Origin of the sequence: Zobellia barbeyronii, from assembly GCF_018603515.1 — a bacterium.
Classification (GTDB): domain Bacteria; phylum Bacteroidota; class Bacteroidia; order Flavobacteriales; family Flavobacteriaceae; genus Zobellia; species Zobellia barbeyronii.
Map to the genome: position 1 here is coordinate 985,139 of NZ_JACATN010000001.1, position 19,704 is coordinate 1,004,842.

Consider the following 19,704-nt stretch of genomic DNA (forward strand, 5'->3'; position numbering starts at 1 on the left):
TTATTAAGGGGTTATTTTATTTTTTACTGCAGTTTCGTTCTACAAACTGTATTATTTTCTTGGCAACGTTTACACCTGTAGCTGCTTCAATACCCTGAAGTCCTGGAGATGCATTTATCTCTATCAACAAAGGGCCTTTTTTTGAACGGATCAAATCTACGCCAGCTACTCCTAATCCAATGTGTTTTGCGGCATTTATTGCCATAAATTCTTCTTTGGAAGTTAGTTTTACTGCTGCGGTACTTCCTCCACGGTGTACATTTGAACGAAACTCGTCATTTCCGCTGGTACGTTTCATACTCGCTACCACCTTATCGCCAATTACAAATACACGAATATCTTCGCCATTGCTTTCCTCAATGAACTCTTGCAAAAGGATATTGGTGTCCATTTTATAAAAAGTATCTATTATAGATTTAGCAGATTTTTTGGTTTCCGCAAGAATAACACCTAATCCATGTGTGCCTTCTTGAATTTTAATAATCAAGGGTGCACCGCCTAATAAATCTATTTGTTGCTCAATATCATCTGGGTCTATAGAAAATAAGGTTTCCGGAATTGGAATTCCCCAGTTTGACATGAGTTGAAGGGTTTTTGCTTTGTTTCTAGCCTTAGAAATACTACCGGATTTAGCAGTGCTAAAAACCTGGTTCATTTCAAATTGTTTGACAACAGAAGCGCCATGGCGCGTTACTTTAGTGCCAATACGTGGTATGATAGCATCAAATACATCTAGAATGTTTTCTTGTTTAAAGATTACTTCAGGTTTGTTAGTGCCTATTTTTATAGAACATTTGGTATGGTCTACCCATTCTATGTTATGTCCTAATTTTTTGGCTTCATCAGCTATTCTTTGGGTTGAATAGACATTCATGCTTACGGAAAGAAGTCCAATATTCATTATAAGAGTATAGGTTTGAGGTTGTTTTAAGACTTGAATATCGGTCAAAAAATGCAGATGTCGAAACTAGAGTCTAAAAATTGAAGCATCTAATTCTTTGGTTAAAAATTTTTAATAACTAATAATTAGTGCCCTGAAGTTTTAGTGCTTGCTTAAAACGTTTCTAAATACTTTACTAAACCGTCACAAAGTTTGTTAAAGCCAAGCTTATGCCCTAATTTCGTAGAAGTTTTTTAATTAACTCCAACGTATTATAAAATGAGCGGATTGATAAAATCTTCGATTGCCCGAAAAGTGGTCATGGCCCTATCGGGTCTTTTTTTGGTCTTTTTCCTTGGGCAGCACTTTGTGATTAACATTACATCTGTAATTGCGCCCGATACTTTTAATGAGTGGTCGCATTTTATGGGCTATAACGTTTTGGTGCAATATCTTTTGCAGCCTGTACTTATAGCTGGTGTAATTGTTCACTTTGCTATGGGTATTGTACTTGAGCTAAAGAACAATAAAGCACGAGCAGTAAAGTACAAACAGTATAACGGGGGCGCCAATGCTTCTTGGATGTCTAGGAACATGATTATTACCGGTTTGGTGGTTCTTGCTTTCCTTGGTCTGCACATGTATGACTTTTGGATACAAGAAATATCCTATAAGTACATTGCAATGAACCCAGAAGACCCAACCCGTTATCTTGAGGAAACGGTTCATAAATTTGAGCCTTTCTGGCGTACAATTATTTATGTGATTTCTTTTGTTTTGCTAGCATTGCACTTATGGCACGGTTTCGCTTCGTCTTTTCAGACGGTAGGTGTGAACAACAAGTATTCTGCGGGTATTCAAACGTTCACAAAAATATATTCTATTGCCATTCCTTTAGGATTTATATTTATCGCTCTTTACCATCATTTTAACCCACTAACACATTAATTATGGGCATAATGGATTCAAAAGTTCCAAAAGGCCCGTTGGCGGCTAAATGGACTCAACATAAAAATGATATTAACCTTGTAAACCCTGCTAACAAACGTAATATTGATATTATCGTTGTTGGTACTGGACTTGCAGGTGGTTCTGCCGCTGCTACTTTAGCAGAATTGGGCTATAACGTAAAAACATTTTGCTATCAAGATTCACCACGTAGAGCGCACTCTATTGCAGCTCAAGGTGGTATTAACGCAGCAAAAAATTATCAAGGTGATGGCGATAGTGCCTACCGCCTTTTTTATGATACTATAAAAGGGGGCGATTATCGTTCTCGTGAAGCAAACGTTTATCGTTTGGCAGAAGAATCGGCTAATATTATTGACCAATGTGTTGCACAAGGGGTTCCTTTTGCAAGAGAATATGGTGGGTTATTGGATAACCGTTCTTTTGGTGGTGTATTAGTGTCACGTACTTTTTATGCTAAAGGACAAACAGGACAGCAGCTTTTATTAGGTGCTTATTCTGCTATGAACAGGCAAATTAATCGTGGAAAAATCCAATCGTTCAACCGTCATGAAATGATGGATATGGTTCTTGTTGATGGAAAAGCAAGAGGTATCATTGCACGTGACTTGGTTTCGGGTAAAATTGAACGTCACTCTGCACACGCTGTTGTTTTGGCTACTGGAGGTTACGGAAACGTATTTTTCTTATCTACCAATGCAATGGGTAGTAATGTAATGGCAGCTTGGAGAGCACACCGTAGAGGAGCTTTCTTTGCTAACCCATGTTTTACACAAATTCACCCTACTTGTATTCCAGTTTCTGGAGATCATCAATCTAAACTGACATTAATGTCAGAGTCGCTTCGTAATGACGGACGTATTTGGGTTCCAAAACGTATGGATGATGCTATCGCAATTAGAGAAGGTAAGTTGAAACCTATTCAGCTTAAAGAAGAAGATCGTGATTATTACTTAGAAAGAAGATATCCTGCATTTGGTAACTTGGTACCTCGTGATGTTGCATCACGTGCTGCTAAGGAACGTTGTGATGCTGGTTTTGGTGTAAATAAAACTGGTGAAGCCGTTTATTTAGATTTTGCTTCGGCAATTCAACGTTACGGTGCAGAAGAAGCACTTACACACGGTATTAAAAATCCAGATGAGAAAGAAATTACTCGTTTAGGTAAAGGTGTTATCGAAGCTAAGTACGGAAACCTTTTTCAGATGTACGAGAAAATCGTAGATGAGAATCCGTATGAAACGCCAATGATGATATATCCGGCGGTACACTATACAATGGGTGGTCTTTGGGTTGATTATAACCTACAGACAACTATAGAAGGATGTTACTGTGCAGGTGAAGCTAACTTTAGTGATCACGGTGCTAACCGTTTAGGTGCTTCGGCATTGATGCAAGGTTTGGCCGATGGTTATTTTGTTTTGCCTTATACTATAGGTGATTACCTTTCTAAAGATATTAGAACTGGTGCTATCCCAACAGATTTGCCAGAATTTGATGATGCTGAGAAAACTGTTCAAGATAGATTGGATAAGTTAATGGCCGGTAGCGGTCAGAATTCAGTTGATTTTTATCACAAGAAATTGGGTAAAATCATGTGGGATAAATGTGGTATGGCAAGGAATGCTAAAGATTTACAAGATGCAATCGATGAGATTTCTGCTTTACGAACTGATTTCTGGGCGAATGTAAAAATTCCAGGAAAAGCAGATGGTATGAACCAAGAATTGGAAAAAGCAGGTCGTGTTGCAGATTTTCTAGAGCTTGGCGAACTGTTCGCTAAAGATGCACTTACAAGAAACGAATCTTGTGGAGGTCACTTCCGTGAAGAGTATCAGACTCCTGAAGGTGAAGCTTTACGTGATGATGAGAACTTTAAGTTTGTCTCCGCATGGGAGTATAAAGGTGAGCCTAAAGATGCAGTTTTGCATAAGGAGGAGTTGAAGTACGAGAATATTGAGTTGAAGACAAGAAGTTATAAATAAGTAACTATGAAGCTTAATTTAAAAATATGGCGTCAAAAAGATGCTAAGTCCCAAGGTCAGATAGTAGACTATCCTATTAAAGGTATAGAAGGTGATATGTCTTTTCTTGAAATGATGGACGTTCTTAACGAAGAGTTAATCAATAAAGGAGATGAGCCTGTACAATTTGATCATGATTGCCGTGAAGGTATTTGTGGTTCTTGTTCATTGCAGATAAATGGTGAACCTCATGGTCCTGACCGTTTGGTAACCACGTGTCAATTGCACATGCGTAAGTTTAACGATGGTGATACTATCGTTATTGAACCATTCCGTGCTACGGCGTTTCCGGTAATAACAGATTTGATTGTTGATAGAAGTTCTTTTGATAGAATTCAGCAGGCAGGTGGTTATATCTCTGTAAACACTTCTGGTAATACGGTAGATGCAAATGCTATTCCTATTAACAAACACGATGCAGATGAAGCTATGGATGCTGCTACCTGTATTGGTTGTGGAGCATGTGTAGCTGCTTGTAAGAATGCAAGTGCTATGTTGTTTACTTCAGCAAAAGTATCGCAGTTTGCTTTGTTGCCTCAAGGGCAAGTAGAAGCAGTAGACCGTGTTCAAAATATGGTACGCCAGATGGATTTGGAAGGATTCGGAAACTGTACCAACACTGGAGCATGTGAAGTAGAATGTCCTAAAGGAATATCTTTAGAGAACATTGCCCGTTTGAACCGTGAGTATTTAAGCGCGACTACAAAAGGATAATAAGCATAAGAGTGCATAATGCACTTCTATAGATATTAAAAATCCCAAACTCCTCTTTATGGAGTTTGGGATTTTTTGTTATTTTAAGGTATGCCCAAAGACTATTCCATAGAACGTATAAAAGTACCTCGGTTCAATGAAGAATCGGGTTTCTACACGACTCCCCAGCGCTCTAAAATTATGAGCAAAATTAAGGGGAAGAATACGAAGCCAGAACTTGCTTTTAGAAAGGCTCTCTATGCAGCGGGGTATAGGTATCGTATAGATTACAAAAAACTTATTGGTAAACCAGATATCGTCTTAAAAAAGTATAAGACAGTCATATTTATAGATGGGGAATATTGGCATGGCTATAATTGGGAAGAACGTAAGCCCAAAGTGAAGACCAACCGAGAATTCTGGATAGCTAAAATAGAAAGAAACATACAGCGTGATCAAGAAGTAAATAGAGAGCTAGACCTTTTGGAGTATAAAGTATTTCGATTTTGGGAGACCGAAATAAAGAAAGAATTAGATAGGTGTCTGGCCGAAGTCATCCAACATTTAGAATCCTATCAATAGAGCAAATATCTATTTGTTTTCCGTCAACCTAAGCTGGGTATAGCTGGTATCTTGCAGTATAGTAATTTAATAATCATTAAAAATTATACATATGAAGAGGATAGCAATTTTAGCTACAAATGGATTTGAAGAATGCGAATTAAAATCTCCAAAGGAAGCCATGGAAAATGAAGGCTTTAAAGTAGATGTCGTAAGTCTGGAATCAGGAGAGATAAAAGGATGGGCCGATGGTAATTGGTCTAACTCATACAAAGTGGATAAAACCATAGATCAAGTAACTGCAGAAGATTATAATGCACTAATGTTACCAGGAGGAGTTATCAATCCCGATAAATTAAGAAGAGAAGAGAAAGTATTGACCTTTGTAAGGGACTTTTTTAAGCAAGAGAAGCCCGTAGCGGCAATATGTCACGCGTCGTGGACGCTCATTAGTGCAGGCGTGGTAAAAGACCGTAAAATGACTAGCTTTAATTCTATTAAGGATGATTTGGTAAATGCCGGAGCAAACTGGGTAGATGAAGAAGTGGTAGTAGACCAAGGTTTTGTAACAAGTAGGAACCCGGATGACTTACCGGCCTTTAATTCTAAATTGATTGAAGAAATCAAAGAAGGTAAGCATGAAGAGCAGCACGCATAAGATACATTGCGGAATACATGGAGATTAATTTGAAGCCTTTGCAGTTTGCGAGGGCTTTTTTATTTTAAAAACATCGCATTTTATCGATGAAATGAACCGCTCATATTTTTCACAACAGAGTTGGGTTAGTTCACAACAATATTTTAGAGAAGAGCTAAAACGGTCATAAGTTTACAGTGTAATTAAGTAATAGTCTTGACCCCAAATCTACTCTAGAACTTAACCGAAACAAGTAACGAATCCCAAGTCCGCTACTTAACCTACTGAAGCTTACAAAAACACACCGGTCCCCACCGGAAAATCAAAAAAACCTACTTAAAAAGAAAAGCCCCAATTAGGGGCTTTCTTTTTGTTTACTATTGTCTTAATTAGTCAATAGTAAAAGATACTTCAGATTGGTTTCCTTTGCCTTTCAATTGAACCGTGTACTTCCCTTTGGGTAAATAGGTCTTCCCATTTTTTGCTGATTTTAAATCAGTTTTATTCTTTTTTTCATAAGTAGTTTTTCCACTATCTGTAAAGGTTAGGTCATATGAAAGTACGTTTAAACCTTTATCGGCTTTGAGTTCGGTCTCACTTACTATAATACCCTCGTCCGATTTAATGACGGCTTCATAAGAATTTGGTTGGGCACTATAAAAAGTGATATCAAGACCAGGAGTATTGGCTTTTGCCCATGTATCAGGTGGGTTGCCCCAATTTTTGGAATGTTTTATATCATCTAGCTCAAAAACAACTAATTCCTTTTTGAGAAGTTCAGGAGTCATCTTTTGCAGAACGGAAATGTCAGCTTTGTAAATGCTTCTTCCATGGGTGCCCACTAAAAGGTGTTTGGCTTCAGGTTGAATAACCAAATCATGAACGGCTACATTTGGCATTCCGTTTTGAAAACTTTCCCAAGAAACTCCTTGGTCAAAAGAGGTGTAAAGACCATTATCCGTTCCGGCAAAAAGGAGATTTTCGTTTTCGGGGTCCTCAATAATTACATTGACAGGCGATGCAGGAATGCCTGTAGAAATGGTTGTCCAGGTTTTACCATAATCCTCGCTCTTAAAAATATAAGGTGTAAAATCATCCCAACGGTAACCGTTCAAAGCAAGATAAACGCGTTCTTTTTTGTGTTTGGAAGCTACAATTCTACTCACCCAAAGATTCGTATCTTTTTGAACTTTCTTAAGAGTTTCAAATTGAGACAGATCAATATTCTTAGAAATGTTTTCCCAATGAGCCCCTCCATCTTTGGAAATATTTACGAGGCCATCATCACTACCCGTATATAATAAACCAAAGGTAAATGGAGATTCTGATAGGGTTGTTAGTGTTCCGTAAGCTACGTTGCCTTTTTGCCCGCCATAAGTTAGGTCTGGAGAAATGACTTCCCAATCATCACCTTGGTTCATGGAACGGTGTAGTTTATTACCACCTAAATACAGAATATCTTGGTTATGCGGGGACAATAGAATAGGTGTCTGCCAATTGAATCTATATGGATCTTCCCCTAACTCATGTTTCGGTTGAATGTAATATCGCTTCCCCGTGTTTTTGTCAATGCGATAATAGTTTCCAAATTGATACCCTGTATAGACGGTATTATGATTACGATTATCTATTTCTATTTGCATTCCGTCACCGCCCATTAATGATTTCCATGGGTAATCGCCAGTTTGGTGCCATTTACTATTTTCTTCGGCATTATGAGGTCCTTCCCAAACGCCATTGTCTTGAAGACCTCCATAGACATGATACGGTTCTTGGTTATCTACATTTATAGCATAAAACTGACCAACGGTAGGCGAGTTGTTTTTAATCCAGTTGGCACCGTCGTCATAAGAGATGTTGACTCCACCGTCATTTCCATTTATTAAATGACCTGGCATTTTTGAATTTACCCATAACGCATGATGGTCTGCATGAACGTTGTCTCCATTTATAGAAGTATAGGTTTTACCGCCATCTGCTGATTTAATAATAGGTACACCACCTAAGTATATTTTATTTACATCATTGGGGTCTACTCGTATTTCGCCAAAATAATAACCATAACTATAGAGTAAACCATCAATATAATTTTGATTTTGTTTTTGCCATGTTTTGCCACCATCGTTACTTCGGTAAACTTCGGCTCCAATAACCGGAGTATTGAATAATGAGGTATTTGCATTCTCTAGATATTTGGTAATATCAATGGGTTTGGCCACACCACTGCGTATCATTTGCTTTATATTTTCGGCACGATACTTTTCTTGAAAATTATTGGTTTTGAGAAAAGCATTAAGCTTCTTGTCATTAAGTTTAAGAAAATCAGCTTCGGACATCGCTTTAAAATCTTCTTTTGATAATTCATTGGATTTCTCTTCGGGCTCTTCAATTTTCTCACGATGCTCTTGATTATCAAGAAGAGCATATACGGTATTTTCATCAAAGACAGCTAAACCAATTCTGCCTACACCATAACCAGTAGGGAAACCACTTCCATCATTAGATATTTTCTTCCAAGAACCTCCTCCGTCCGTACTCTTATAGATGCCAGAGTCATTCCCATTGCCTAGAAAATCCCATGCTTTTCTATCCTTCTCCCAAGCCGCAGCATATAGTATATTAAAGTTTTCAGGAGCTTGAGCAACATCAATTATTCCAGCGGTATCGCTAATAAACAAGGTTTTTTTCCAAGTTTTTCCACCATCAATTGTTTTGTAGATGCCCCGTTCAGTATTCGCAGAATATAGATGTCCTGTTATACCTATTACTACTTCATTGGGATTATCATTGTTTATAAGGATGCGACCAATATGGTGTGAATCTTGTAACCCCATATTCTGCCAAGTTCTGCCATGGTCGGTAGATTTTAAAATACCGATGCCTGCATATGAAGATCTAGAGGCATTATTTTCTCCGGTACCAACCCAAATAGTGCCCGTTTTCCAATGCACAGCTATATCTCCAATATTCTGCGTTTCTGAACTATCCATAATTGGAGTGAGTGAGGTTCCGTTGTTATTGGTGTACCATAATCCTCCACTGGCGTAGGCTACGTAAAATTCAATTGGGTTATCTGGGTTGACATCTAAATCCACAACTCTTCCGCTCATTACCGAGGGACCAATACTTTTAAACTTTAGATGCTTGACCAAAGACTTTGTGGTCATCTGTTCTTTAAGTTGAAGCGCCCTTTGAATGTCCAATTGAGATGTAGATTCTATTTGACCAAAGGCAATTAAACAAAAAAGCAAAAGGCAAGGAAGGATAAAAGATTTCATGAAAATCGGTTTACTTTGTAAATGAAAGTTAGCAAAACTGAATTATAATTTATGGGCAACAGCCTGTAAATTACAGATTAAACTTACAGTTTAATGGCAATAAGAGAACAGTTGACGTGAAAAGAGTTAATAATGGCGGATTATATTGTGACTTAACTTAAAATTTTGTTAATTTATTTATATGAAAAACTGTAAAGCATCTTTATAAACTAAGATGTTGTACTAAAAAAGACATTGTTCGTTCATAATTTTAAAAGGTGCGAACACTTTACAAGTAACATAACCAACTTTAATTAGAGACCCCAAAGGTTTTAACAAACCTTTGGGGTCTTACCATTTGTGGGTTGTCGTAAATCATTAATTTTGATGAAATTCAAGATTGATATGAAGTACGAGCAAATCAAGAGCAGTCTATTTATAAAAAATAGAAAGAAATTTATGGCAGCGATGCAGCCAAAAAGCATTGCGGTCTTCAATTCTAATGATATTTACCCCATAGGGGCAGACAGTACGTTACCTTTTGAACAACATAGGGACTTATTCTATTTAAGTGGTGCCGATCAGGAGGAAACCATTCTCATATTATTTCCGGATGCGTTAGCAAAAAAGCATCGCGAAGTATTGTTCGTAAGGGAAACCAATGACCATATTGCAGTTTGGGAAGGAGAAAAACTAACCAAAGAGAAAGCAACTGAAGTTTCAGGTATTGAGACAGTCTACTGGTTACAGGATTTTAATAAGGTTTTCTTCGACTTGATGACAGAGGCGGAAACTATCTACTTCAATACAAATGAGCATTACAGACAGGCAGTTGAAACGCAAACACGTGAAGACCGTTTTATAATAGATTGTAAGCATAAATTCCCTGCACATAAAGTAGCGAAGAGCAATCCAATTTTACAAAAGATACGAGGTGTAAAAGAGCCCGAAGAGATAGAGTTAATGCAAACGGCTTGTGATATTACCGATAAGGGATTCCGTCGTGTACTAAGTTTTACAAAACCCGGTGTTTGGGAATATGAAATAGAGGCGGAGTTAATGCACGAATTCATTAGCAACCGCTCTAAAGGTTTTGCGTACTCACCTATTATCGCATCCGGCAATAACGCCAATGTATTGCATTATGTTGAAAACAACCAACAGTGTAAAAGCGGTGATTTAATTTTGATGGATACCGCTGCGGAATACGCGAATTACTCATCTGACTTAACTAGGACTATTCCCGTAAACGGAAAATTTACTCCTAGACAAAAAGAAGTTTACGAAGCTGTTCTTCGCGTGAAAAACGAAGCGACTAAAATGCTAGTACCAGGTACAATCTGGGCAGACTATCACGTAGAATGCGGAAAGCTAATGACTTCGGAACTGTTAGGTCTGGGCTTGTTGGATAAAGCCGATGTTCAAAACGAAAGAAAAGATTGGCCAGCCTATAAAAAGTACTTTATGCATGGTACTAGTCACCATATTGGATTAAATACCCACGATTACGGAGAATTGAAGAAAGCAATGGAGGCTAATATGGTCTTCACAGTTGAACCGGGAATCTATATTCCGGAAGAAAAAATGGGCATTCGCATAGAAGATGATGTGGTTATTCAAGCAAAAGGAGAACCGTTTAATTTGATGGCAAATATCCCAATTGAAGTTGAAGAAATAGAACAGCTAATGAATAAGTAGGTAGTTACCTACAAAATAAACCTTAAAATTTTGCTACCTTACGGATATACATTTGTATAACCATTAACTAAATATTTCAAAATGAAGAAATTAGTAGCAGAATTTATTGGTACCCTTTGGCTAGTTCTAGGGGGTTGTGGAAGCGCGGTATTAGCTGCAGGCTTCCCAGAATTAGGAATTGGCTTCGTAGGCGTGGCCCTCGCATTTGGTCTAACAGTTATTACTATGGCCTATGCCATTGGTCATATTTCTGGTTGTCATTTAAACCCCGCAGTATCTATTGGTCTTTGGGTTGGTGGCCGTTTTGATGGCAAGGAATTGGTTCCTTATATTATAGCTCAAGTTTTAGGAGGTATAGCCGGTGCAGGTATTTTGTATGTCATTGCTTCTGGTCAACCAGGATTTGAATTAGGAGGCTTCGCAGCTAACGGTTATGGTGAACACTCGCCAGGCGGCTATAGTATGATGGCGGCATTGGTTTGTGAATTAGTTATGACCTTTATCTTTTTGTTTGTAATTCTTGGGTCTACATACACTAAGGCACCAGGAGGTTTTGCTGGTGTGGCCATAGGTCTTTGTTTAACTTTAATACACTTAATTAGTATTCCGGTAACAAATACTTCTGTTAACCCAGCTCGTAGTACTAGTCAAGCTTTATTTGTTGGCGATTGGGCATTAGGAGAATTATGGTTGTTTTGGGCAGCACCAATTGCAGGAGCTGTTTTGGCAGGACTTGTGTACAAAGCATTATCCCCAGAAATAGTAGAATAATTTTTTAAATGGATTAGCTGGCAGAGGTAGTTTTAGGATTTCTTTTTATGAAGCAAATTAGTGATTATAAAAACTATTCCTGCCGGCAATACCCATCCTAAGCTATAAGGACTTAATGGAATAAAAAATTGAACATTAGATAGCGTCTCGGTAAAACCGATGCTTCCTAAGAAATCAGGTATGCTAAAAATAATGGTGGTGATAACCACAGCTCTGAACACTTTTTCAGAAGCATACTTATCCGGTACGATATTCAGAAGAATAAGTACAATCGTAATCGGGTAAATAAACATTAGAGCGGGCAGGGCTACAGCAATAATGTACCCCACGTTAAATTGCCCCATCACTATCCCTAAAATACAACCCAATATAGCTGTAGTTAAATATACAGGTTGGGAATCATGAAATCTATATTTTATAAAATCTGCCGTGCCGGTTACTATACCCACAGCGGTAGTAAAGCACGCAAGGCTTACCAAAATACTTAAGAATAGATTAGCCGTTCCTCCCAATGTTTTTGTGCTAATACCACTAAGTAAGGCTGTTCGTGAAATGTCTGCAGTAAACTCACCGTGCATAATTGCACCGGTAACAATAAGTCCGGCATAAATAAGAAAGAGGCTAAGACCCGCTAACCAACCAGAGCGTCGTATTAAAATCTTTTTTTCCTCGTACGTAGCCTCCTTTTTCTTCAGATTGATCGAAATAATAATTACACCACCTACTACAACAGCACCAATGGCATCAAAAGTCTGATAGCCTTCAAGAATACCTTCTGATAACGGATTGTGAAATACGGTTTCGCTAAAAGTAAAATCATAAGAAAATAGTGCCGTACCTATTATAAGGAACAAAATAAGAATAATAGCGGGTGTCAAAAGCTTTCCGAGAATATTCAGAATCTGCGAACGGTTGATGACGAATACGAATACCAGGGAGAAATATATAATACTAGTGAGCAGAGGCGGCGAATCAAAAAATGGTTGGATTGCCATTTCATGAGTAACCGCTGCTGTCCTTGGAGAAGGTAAGCTAATTGATATGGCATAAATAAGTAAAGAATAGACAAGACTAAACGTGGGTGAAACCTTTTTTCCAAAATCGAATATGGTGCCCTGGAGTTTGGCGTGTGCCATAATACCCATTATAGGAATAAGTACAGCCGATGCGCAGAAACCCAATGTAACGAGCCACCACATGTCACCAGACTTGTTACCTAGTAATGGAGGTAGTATAAGGTTACCTGCTCCAAAGAATAAGGAGAACAGGGCAAAAGCAGTAACTAAGACTTCTCTGGTTTCCTTTTTTAGGATAAACATGGTTTAATAATATTAATGGAAATTAGTTCTACCTATCTATATGGTTTCTGTACTTCATCGAAAAAAAGGGAGGTTATTCATCCAGATCGATGAACGGCAACCCAAAAATGCACATGTTATTCTTATTGAGAGAAAACCGCGGCAAGATACCGTAAATTCAATTGATAACAAATGATGGGAAAGACCGATTTAAAAGTGTTGTTCATCGAATAAAATGTATTTCATCGAAAAAACAGGACAATGATAGAAGGGCATCCAATAAACAAAGATACGATGGCGTTCAAGTAAAAGAGTGAATAAAAACATTCTAAACATCAGACCCAAATTTTTGCAATAAGCGGTTTCCCAAAGACCGATTATGCGTTTTAAACCTACAACCATGAAGAAGTTTTTTTGCAGTTTATTCGGACATCACTACACAGTATCTAAAAAAGTTACCCTCCACATCAAAGAGTATAAATGTATTCATTGTCAAAAGCAAGTGACAACAGATGTAAGTGGAAACCTTTCAACCTTGACTCCAGAACTGCAGGATATAAATAAAACACTAGAAAATATATTTCAGAAGAGACATAGGGCAGCAGAGCATGCCGCCTAACTATGCTTTGGCACCGAAATTCTGAGCCGTTAAAGGTCTTGGAATTTTAAACTTATTTCCGGAAATTTAGGAAACAACCTCGTTCTCCACTGTCGTTCGCCCCACAACAGTATTAGTTAGGTATGTCCTTTGTTTTCGGGAATTTTTTGTTTTTCTACTTCCGAAAAACATATTTAAGTATTTGTTATTCAGTATATTGAACATTATTTTCTTCTATTTTTTTCAGAATTTTAGCACTGATTAGGTCTATTTCTGCATCGGGTAAATCATGCCCCATATTATCTACCCATAAACTATCTACATTCGGAATAACCGCCGCCATTTTTTTACCGTGTTCAAAAGGTATAACAGGATCTTGTTTTCCGTGAATTACTAATACCGGTATTTTTAGTTTTGAAAGTTGGTCATATCTGGGTTTAGCCGATTCCATTGCTTTTTGGTGTTGTCTACCAGCTATAAAATGATACCCATCCCGTTTCTTTAAGTTGTATAGGGCTGCTTCTGCAAGAGGTTTGCTTGCAATATCTCCCGTGGCTTTACCCATCAAAATTCTCTTATGTACAAACTGTAGTTTAATTTGACTTTTCTTTCCTCCAAAAATCCCGTATTTAATTACCGCACTTATCATTTGTGGTAAGACTTCCGGTGAAGGAGTTGGTAAAGAGGAATCAAAAATATCTGCCGATGACATAATGGAAGTAAGGCTTTCGAATCGCTCTTCATGTTCAATTGTAGCAAGCTGTGAAATCATGCCTCCCATAGAAACACCTATGATGTGGGCTTTCTCAATATTTAAACTGTCAAGAATTGCAATAGGGTCATTTGCCATATTGGCAAGCGTATACGCTTTATCCGTCTTTTTAAGACGTTGGGTCAAACCCGTGCCTCTATGATCGTATCGTATTACTTCGTAACCGGCATCCGTAAATTTTGAAATGAAATCTGGTGGCCAACTCAGGGCATCATTGGCTGCGCCCATTACTAAAACAATAGCACCTTTTTTAGATGTTTTAGGTGGAATACGCTCGTACCAAACTTTCCAGCCATTGGAAATGGCAAACCCGGTTTTGCCCGTTACCATTTCGGGTATGGGCTCGTGCATTACCGTTTTGATAAGTAATTCCGTTTTGTCGGATAGTTTAGGTACTGATGCACAAGCATAAAAGAGAAGGGAAATTATAGCAAAAACTGTTAATCGCAAAGCTACTTTTCTTCCTCTTTTATGCTTTTCCATATCAAAAAAAACTAGTTGTCCGAATTGAAAGAATTCCAGCCTTGAGCGGTTAGTTCTATTTTGGTATTACCTCTTGTAACCAAATAGGCACCTTCCCTTTCGTCTGTCATGTGGCCTATTACGGTTAAACTAGGGTTTCCTTTTATTTTATCAAAATCGTTTTGTGAAATGGTAAAAAGAAGCTCGTAATCCTCTCCTCCACTAAGAGCAACCATAGTACTGTCTACATTAAACTCCTCACAAGCCGAAATTACTGTTGGGTCTAAAGGAATTTTCTCCTCAAATAAATTACACCCTACTTTACTGCTTTTACATAGGTGAAGAATTTCCGAAGAAAGTCCGTCACTTATATCTATCATAGAAGTAGGCAAGACTTCCATCTCTTTCAAAAGTTCAACAATATCTTTTCTTGCCTCCGGCTTCAATTGTCTTTCAACAATATATGAATATGGAGAAAGATCGGGCTGGTTGTTCGGGTTCACCTTAAAAACTTCTTTTTCTCGGTCTAAAACCTGTAAGCCCATATAAGCCGCACCTAAATCACCACTTACAACAAGCAGGTCGTTTGGCTTAGCGCCACTACGATACGTAATTTCTTCTTCTTTTGCCTCGCCAATTGCTGTAATACTAATAAGCATTCCTGAAGTTGATGAGGTGGTATCTCCACCAATAAGATCTACATTAAAAACCTTTGCAGCAAGGGCAATACCTGCATAAAGTTCTTCTAATGCTTCTAAAGGAAAACGGTTGGAAACAGCCAATGAAACCGTAATTGAAGTTGCGGTTGCATTCATGGCATATACATCAGAAAGGTTTACCATTACTGCCTTGTAACCCAAATGCTTTAAGGGCATATAGCTGAGGTCAAAGTGTACACCTTCTATTAGTAAATCTGTGGTTAGTACAGTTTTTTCTGTATGATCAAATACAGCGGCATCATCCCCAATACCTTTTATGGTTGATGTATGTTTTATTTCGAAATTTTCTGTCAAATGGTCAATGAGTCCAAATTCGCCCAATTTTTCCAGAGACGTACGTTCTTGGTTTTTATCTTCTAGCATTTTGCAAAAGTAAGAATGATAATCCTTATAGCCCTAGTTTTCTGCTAATAGCGTTCAATATTAATGTAATTAAGCCTTAAGCGGATTTGGGGTTGGTTTTTTATTTGAGAGAAGATGTTAATGGAAAAATGAGGTTTACTTTTTAGGGTGTTTGCTTTGAGTAATTAGGAAAGTTATTATTTAGTGATCTTGTAATTTTTGTAAGACAGGTCAACGCCAAAATAATTTTTCAGAACTTTTTTGGTTCGGTCTTTAAGACTTATCCGACTCATAGAGATGTCATAATCAAATACCCAATTTTTCCTGCTTATTCGTGGAATAATAACTTGAGGGTGGTCTCCCGTAAATGGTGCTATTTTGTGTATACTGTCTTCATAGCAATATTTCTTTGGCGCGGTCTTGGCTTTTTCGAGCTCTTCTTTGCCTCTATATAGCGAGCCGAAATTTGATTGCTTCCTTTGCATAGCTTCAGGTTCACGGACCCATCCGTAATGGTAAACGTAAGCATCAATTGCTTTTACATTAAGTTTCTCGTCTTCATTTTTACGAAAGCCTTGTGCGTCCTTATAAGAGTAAATGTTGGCATTGTTTTTAATTACTCTGATTTCGTTACAGTACCAATTTGAAGATGCTCCGATATAATCAAAAGAACCATAAAAATGTAAGTACTTGAATAGAAGTCCATCTATTTGCTTGTTATCTTTATACTTTAACATGGCATTTTTAATGGTTTTCAAATCCTTTTCATGAATAACTTCATCGGCCTGAATGTAAAAAGCCCAATCTGTATCATCCGATATATGTTCTAAGGCTTTATTAGTTTCTGCAGCTAAGACTTTTCCGCCTTCTCTTAAATTATCGTCCCATTCCGTTTCAATAATTTTTATTTTTTTATCATTGATACTCTGAATCAATTCTAGTGTACCATCATCGCATTTGCCAATGGCTATAACAAACTCGTCACAGAGAGGTAAAATAGAATGAATGGATTCTATCACTGGATACTCGAAACGAACGGCATTTTTAACGAAAGAAAAACCGGTTACCTTCATAAGAAAATCGACTTTGATTTATTTCCAAAACTATTAAAATTTTGGGCTAAAGCTACAACTTAGCATTTTTTAAATTATCTCGTTCCATCAAAACAAATCATTTCTAAAAATAGATAGTAACATCGCTTGAACAGAAAGATTGCTATTAGATTACAAGCTCTTGCTTTGGTCAAGCATAATATACCGTTTGGTCATAGAAAAAGCTTATTGGAATATACGTTATAATAATGTTAGTTCTTATGGTAAAACCCTACTAATGCCATATATTTGTGAACTATTTAGAATAAATCCAAATGCTTATGATTCAAGTATCTGAAACTGCGAAAAAGAAAGTCATAGACTTAATGACCGAAGGGGGTTTTGATGCCTCTACGGACTATGTTCGCGTAGGTGTTGAGAGTGGTGGGTGTAGCGGCTTATCGTATAAACTCGATTTTGACAAAGAAAAAGACGAAGCCGATAAGGTTTTTGAAGATAATGATGTGCGTATTATTGTAGATAAAAAGAGTTTTCTATACTTAGTTGGTACAACACTGGAGTATTCTGGTGGACTAAACGGAAAGGGTTTTGTTTTCAATAATCCTAATGCGCAACGCACCTGTGGGTGTGGGGAAAGTTTTTCGTTATAAACGGAGAATAGTAAAAGAACTAATTATTCAGTTACCCTAGTGTAATTGGTATAAAAGGAAAAAATGGCATACACAGAAGAAGAACTAAAAAAGGAACTCGAAACTAAAGAGTACGAGTACGGTTTCTATACAGATATTGAATCTGATACTTTTCCAATTGGCTTGAATGAGGAAATCGTCATCGCTATTTCTAAAAAGAAGGAGGAACCAGAGTGGATGACGCTTTGGCGTTTGGAAGCTTTTAAAATTTGGAAAGAGATGGAGGAGCCTAAATGGGCAAATGTGCATTATGAAAAACCAGATTTTCAGAAAATCAGTTATTATTCTGCGCCAAAATCTGCTGATCCTAACAAAACGTTAGATGATGTAGATCCAGATTTGTTAGAAATGTATCGTAAGCTTGGTATTTCTGTTGATGAACAAAAGAAATTACAAAATGTAGCTGTTGATATTGTTGTCGATTCTGTTTCTGTAGCAACAACTTTCAAAAAGACACTAGCAGAAAAGGGTATTATTTTTATGCCTATTTCAGAAGCGATAAAAGAGCATCCGGAATTAGTGAAAAAGTATATGGGTACAGTAGTGCCAAAAACTGATAATTTTTACGCTGCATTAAATTCTGCTGTTTTTACTGACGGTTCTTTTTGTTATATCCCAAAAGGTGTAAGATGCCCAATGGAGCTTTCTACGTATTTTAGAATTAATCAAGCAGGTACAGGTCAATTTGAGCGTACGTTGCTTATTGCAGATGAAGATAGCTATGTAAGTTACTTAGAAGGCTGTACTGCTCCATCAAGAGATGAAAATCAATTACACGCTGCCGTAGTTGAGCTAATTGCTTTAGATGGTGCTGAGATAAAATACTCAACGGTACAAAATTGGTTCCCTGGGAATAAAGAGGGTAAAGGTGGTGTTTACAATTTCGTAACCAAAAGAGGTTTGTGTGAGAAAAATGCAAAAATTTCTTGGACACAGGTAGAAACAGGTTCTGCCGTTACTTGGAAATACCCTTCATGTATACTTAAAGGAGATAATTCAATTGGAGAATTTTACTCTATTGCAGTTACTAACAATTATCAGCAAGCAGATACAGGTACCAAAATGATACATTTGGGTAAAAATACCCGTAGTACTATCATTTCAAAAGGTATTTCTGCTGGTAAATCACAGAATAGCTATAGAGGACTTGTACAAGTGAGTAGCCGTGCCGATGGTGCGCGTAACTTCTCTCAATGCGATTCTTTGTTAATGGGTAACGAATGTGGTGCACATACCTTCCCGTATATCGAAGCAAAGAATAAAACGGCAATGATAGAGCATGAGGCTACGACTAGTAAAATTGGTGAAGACCAAATTTTCTATTGTAACCAAAGAGGTATTCCAACAGAGAAAGCAATTGCATTAATTGTAAACGGTTTCAGTAAAGAAGTATTAAATAAATTACCAATGGAATTTGCTGTTGAGGCACAAAAATTATTGGAAATTAGTTTAGAAGGTTCTGTAGGATAAAAAGTATTTAAGATTTTAGTAAAACGCCATTGGCGCCACAATATTTAAAGTAACATATTATGTTGAAAATTAAAGATCTACATGCTAGCGTAGATGATAAGGAGATATTAAGAGGAATAAACCTAGAGGTTAAAGCAGGTGAAGTACATGCTATTATGGGACCTAACGGTTCTGGTAAAAGTACATTAGCTTCTGTAATTGCCGGAAACGAGCGTTTTGAGGTTACTCAAGGTTCAATTGAATTAAGTGGTGAAGATTTAGAAGAAGTTTCTCCAGAAGAAAGAGCACATAAAGGTGTTTTTCTTTCTTTTCAATATCCAGTTGAGATCCCGGGTGTTTCTGTAACCAACTTTATGAAAACGGCTATTAACGAATCTCGTAAGGCTAAAGGTCTTGAAGATATGCCTGCCAAGGATATGTTGAAGTTGATTCGTGAAAAATCCGAGTTATTAGAAATTGACCGTAAATTTTTGTCTAGATCATTGAACGAAGGTTTTTCTGGTGGTGAGAAAAAGAGAAACGAGATTTTTCAAATGGCAATGTTAGAGCCAAAGATTGCCATATTAGATGAAACCGATTCTGGATTAGATATCGATGCTTTACGTATCGTTGCTAGCGGAGTTAACAAACTAAAAAGTAAGGATAACGCTGTAATATTAATTACACACTACCAACGCTTATTGGAGTATATCGTACCTGATTTTGTTCATGTACTACACAACGGTAAAATTGTAAAATCTGGTGGTAAAGAACTTGCTCTAGAGCTTGAAGAAAAAGGATACGACTGGTTAAAGCAAGAAACAGCGGTTTAA

17 protein-coding genes are annotated in these 19,704 nt (G+C 37.4%); 11 read left to right on the plus strand and 6 right to left on the minus strand.

From position 1 onward, the window contains the following. Window positions 1-16: 16 nt before the first annotated feature. The gene (locus HW347_RS03970) at window positions 17-901 is read right to left on the minus strand and encodes a RimK family alpha-L-glutamate ligase (protein ID WP_214610629.1); all 885 of its coding nucleotides are present in this window, start codon (window positions 899-901) and stop codon (window positions 17-19) included. Between the two features lie 258 nt (window positions 902-1,159). Here HW347_RS03970 and HW347_RS03975 point away from each other — a divergent pair, with 258 nt between their 5' ends. The 5 genes from HW347_RS03975 to HW347_RS03995 all read left to right on the plus strand — a co-directional run bounded on the left by HW347_RS03975 (window position 1,160) and on the right by HW347_RS03995 (window position 5,785). Then, a complete protein-coding gene (locus HW347_RS03975; RefSeq protein ID WP_214610630.1) occupies window positions 1,160-1,828 on the plus strand; it encodes a succinate dehydrogenase cytochrome b subunit in 669 nt (222 codons plus the stop codon). Window positions 1,829-1,830: 2 nt separating this feature from the next. Then, window positions 1,831-3,834 (plus strand): fumarate reductase/succinate dehydrogenase flavoprotein subunit, encoded by a 2,004-nt coding sequence (locus HW347_RS03980; protein WP_214610631.1) that lies wholly within the window; start codon window positions 1,831-1,833, stop codon window positions 3,832-3,834. A 6-nt stretch (window positions 3,835-3,840) separates the two neighbouring features. Beyond that, window positions 3,841-4,587 (plus strand): succinate dehydrogenase/fumarate reductase iron-sulfur subunit, encoded by a 747-nt coding sequence (locus HW347_RS03985; RefSeq protein WP_214610632.1) that lies wholly within the window; start codon window positions 3,841-3,843, stop codon window positions 4,585-4,587. A 90-nt stretch (window positions 4,588-4,677) separates the two neighbouring features. Beyond that, window positions 4,678-5,148, plus strand: a complete 471-nt coding sequence (locus HW347_RS03990; RefSeq protein WP_214610633.1) for a very short patch repair endonuclease — start codon at window positions 4,678-4,680, stop codon at window positions 5,146-5,148. Window positions 5,149-5,239: 91 nt separating this feature from the next. Next, the gene (locus HW347_RS03995) at window positions 5,240-5,785 is read left to right on the plus strand and encodes a type 1 glutamine amidotransferase domain-containing protein (protein ID WP_214610634.1); all 546 of its coding nucleotides are present in this window, start codon (window positions 5,240-5,242) and stop codon (window positions 5,783-5,785) included. 368 nt (window positions 5,786-6,153) lie between these two features. Here HW347_RS03995 and HW347_RS04000 read toward each other — a convergent pair whose 3' ends face one another. Beyond that, complete coding sequence (locus HW347_RS04000; RefSeq protein WP_214610635.1) at window positions 6,154-9,042, minus strand: VPS10 domain-containing protein; 2,889 nt, start codon at window positions 9,040-9,042, stop codon at window positions 6,154-6,156. Window positions 9,043-9,426: 384 nt separating this feature from the next. Between HW347_RS04000 and HW347_RS04005 the strand changes: the two genes are divergently transcribed. Further along, the gene (locus tag HW347_RS04005; RefSeq protein WP_214610738.1) at window positions 9,427-10,719 is read left to right on the plus strand and encodes an aminopeptidase P family protein; all 1,293 of its coding nucleotides are present in this window, start codon (window positions 9,427-9,429) and stop codon (window positions 10,717-10,719) included. An 81-nt stretch (window positions 10,720-10,800) separates the two neighbouring features. Continuing rightward, entirely contained in the window at window positions 10,801-11,490 is a 690-nt protein-coding gene (gene aqpZ, locus HW347_RS04010; RefSeq protein WP_155595218.1) for an aquaporin Z, read from the plus strand. A gap of 32 nt (window positions 11,491-11,522) precedes the next feature. Here aqpZ and brnQ read toward each other — a convergent pair whose 3' ends face one another. Then, the gene (gene brnQ, locus HW347_RS04015) at window positions 11,523-12,809 is read right to left on the minus strand and encodes a branched-chain amino acid transport system II carrier protein (protein WP_214610636.1); all 1,287 of its coding nucleotides are present in this window, start codon (window positions 12,807-12,809) and stop codon (window positions 11,523-11,525) included. A gap of 379 nt (window positions 12,810-13,188) precedes the next feature. On the opposite strand from brnQ, the gene HW347_RS04020 reads away from it, so the two are divergent. Beyond that, window positions 13,189-13,407, plus strand: coding sequence for a hypothetical protein (locus HW347_RS04020; RefSeq protein ID WP_214610637.1), 219 nt, complete (start codon window positions 13,189-13,191; stop codon window positions 13,405-13,407). 184 nt (window positions 13,408-13,591) lie between these two features. On the opposite strand, the gene HW347_RS04025 is transcribed toward HW347_RS04020, so the two are convergent. The 3 genes from HW347_RS04025 to HW347_RS04035 all read right to left on the minus strand — a co-directional run bounded on the left by HW347_RS04025 (window position 13,592) and on the right by HW347_RS04035 (window position 16,754). Beyond that, window positions 13,592-14,641, minus strand: coding sequence for an alpha/beta fold hydrolase (locus tag HW347_RS04025; protein ID WP_214610638.1), 1,050 nt, complete (start codon window positions 14,639-14,641; stop codon window positions 13,592-13,594). Window positions 14,642-14,652: 11 nt separating this feature from the next. Continuing rightward, on the minus strand, window positions 14,653-15,702 hold the full coding sequence (gene thiL, locus HW347_RS04030; RefSeq protein WP_214610639.1) for a thiamine-phosphate kinase: 1,050 nt from the start codon (window positions 15,700-15,702) through the stop codon (window positions 14,653-14,655). Window positions 15,703-15,878: 176 nt separating this feature from the next. Continuing rightward, the gene (locus tag HW347_RS04035; RefSeq protein ID WP_214610640.1) at window positions 15,879-16,754 is read right to left on the minus strand and encodes a glycosyltransferase family protein; all 876 of its coding nucleotides are present in this window, start codon (window positions 16,752-16,754) and stop codon (window positions 15,879-15,881) included. 299 nt (window positions 16,755-17,053) lie between these two features. Here HW347_RS04035 and HW347_RS04040 point away from each other — a divergent pair, with 299 nt between their 5' ends. The 3 genes from HW347_RS04040 (at window position 17,054) to sufC (ending at window position 19,704) form a co-directional block, all read left to right on the plus strand. Then, on the plus strand, window positions 17,054-17,383 hold the full coding sequence (locus HW347_RS04040; RefSeq protein WP_155595213.1) for a HesB/IscA family protein: 330 nt from the start codon (window positions 17,054-17,056) through the stop codon (window positions 17,381-17,383). Between the two features lie 63 nt (window positions 17,384-17,446). Next, entirely contained in the window at window positions 17,447-18,892 is a 1,446-nt protein-coding gene (sufB, locus tag HW347_RS04045; RefSeq protein ID WP_155595212.1) for a Fe-S cluster assembly protein SufB, read from the plus strand. Between the two features lie 59 nt (window positions 18,893-18,951). After that, window positions 18,952-19,704, plus strand: coding sequence for a Fe-S cluster assembly ATPase SufC (gene sufC, locus HW347_RS04050; protein WP_214610641.1), 753 nt, complete (start codon window positions 18,952-18,954; stop codon window positions 19,702-19,704).

What these genes read in the sequence shown, in the direction of transcription:
- HW347_RS04020 (WP_214610637.1), top strand. Translation starts at nt 13,189, where the DNA reads ATGAAGAAGTTTTTTTGCAGTTTATTCGGACATCACTACACAGTATCT.
- HW347_RS04005 (WP_214610738.1), top strand. Translation starts at nt 9,427, where the DNA reads ATGAAGTACGAGCAAATCAAGAGCAGTCTATTTATAAAAAATAGAAAG.
- HW347_RS03990 (WP_214610633.1), top strand. Translation starts at nt 4,678, where the DNA reads ATGCCCAAAGACTATTCCATAGAACGTATAAAAGTACCTCGGTTCAAT.
- HW347_RS03975 (WP_214610630.1), top strand. Translation starts at nt 1,160, where the DNA reads ATGAGCGGATTGATAAAATCTTCGATTGCCCGAAAAGTGGTCATGGCC.
- HW347_RS04025 (WP_214610638.1), bottom strand. Translation starts at nt 14,641, where the DNA reads ATGGAAAAGCATAAAAGAGGAAGAAAAGTAGCTTTGCGATTAACAGTT.
- aqpZ (WP_155595218.1), top strand. Translation starts at nt 10,801, where the DNA reads ATGAAGAAATTAGTAGCAGAATTTATTGGTACCCTTTGGCTAGTTCTA.
- HW347_RS04040 (WP_155595213.1), top strand. Translation starts at nt 17,054, where the DNA reads ATGATTCAAGTATCTGAAACTGCGAAAAAGAAAGTCATAGACTTAATG.
- sufC (WP_214610641.1), top strand. Translation starts at nt 18,952, where the DNA reads ATGTTGAAAATTAAAGATCTACATGCTAGCGTAGATGATAAGGAGATA.
- HW347_RS04000 (WP_214610635.1), bottom strand. Translation starts at nt 9,042, where the DNA reads ATGAAATCTTTTATCCTTCCTTGCCTTTTGCTTTTTTGTTTAATTGCC.
- HW347_RS03995 (WP_214610634.1), top strand. Translation starts at nt 5,240, where the DNA reads ATGAAGAGGATAGCAATTTTAGCTACAAATGGATTTGAAGAATGCGAA.
- HW347_RS03970 (WP_214610629.1), bottom strand. Translation starts at nt 901, where the DNA reads ATGAATATTGGACTTCTTTCCGTAAGCATGAATGTCTATTCAACCCAA.
- HW347_RS03980 (WP_214610631.1), top strand. Translation starts at nt 1,831, where the DNA reads ATGGGCATAATGGATTCAAAAGTTCCAAAAGGCCCGTTGGCGGCTAAA.
- brnQ (WP_214610636.1), bottom strand. Translation starts at nt 12,809, where the DNA reads ATGTTTATCCTAAAAAAGGAAACCAGAGAAGTCTTAGTTACTGCTTTT.
- HW347_RS04035 (WP_214610640.1), bottom strand. Translation starts at nt 16,754, where the DNA reads ATGAAGGTAACCGGTTTTTCTTTCGTTAAAAATGCCGTTCGTTTCGAG.
- sufB (WP_155595212.1), top strand. Translation starts at nt 17,447, where the DNA reads ATGGCATACACAGAAGAAGAACTAAAAAAGGAACTCGAAACTAAAGAG.
- HW347_RS03985 (WP_214610632.1), top strand. Translation starts at nt 3,841, where the DNA reads ATGAAGCTTAATTTAAAAATATGGCGTCAAAAAGATGCTAAGTCCCAA.
- thiL (WP_214610639.1), bottom strand. Translation starts at nt 15,702, where the DNA reads ATGCTAGAAGATAAAAACCAAGAACGTACGTCTCTGGAAAAATTGGGC.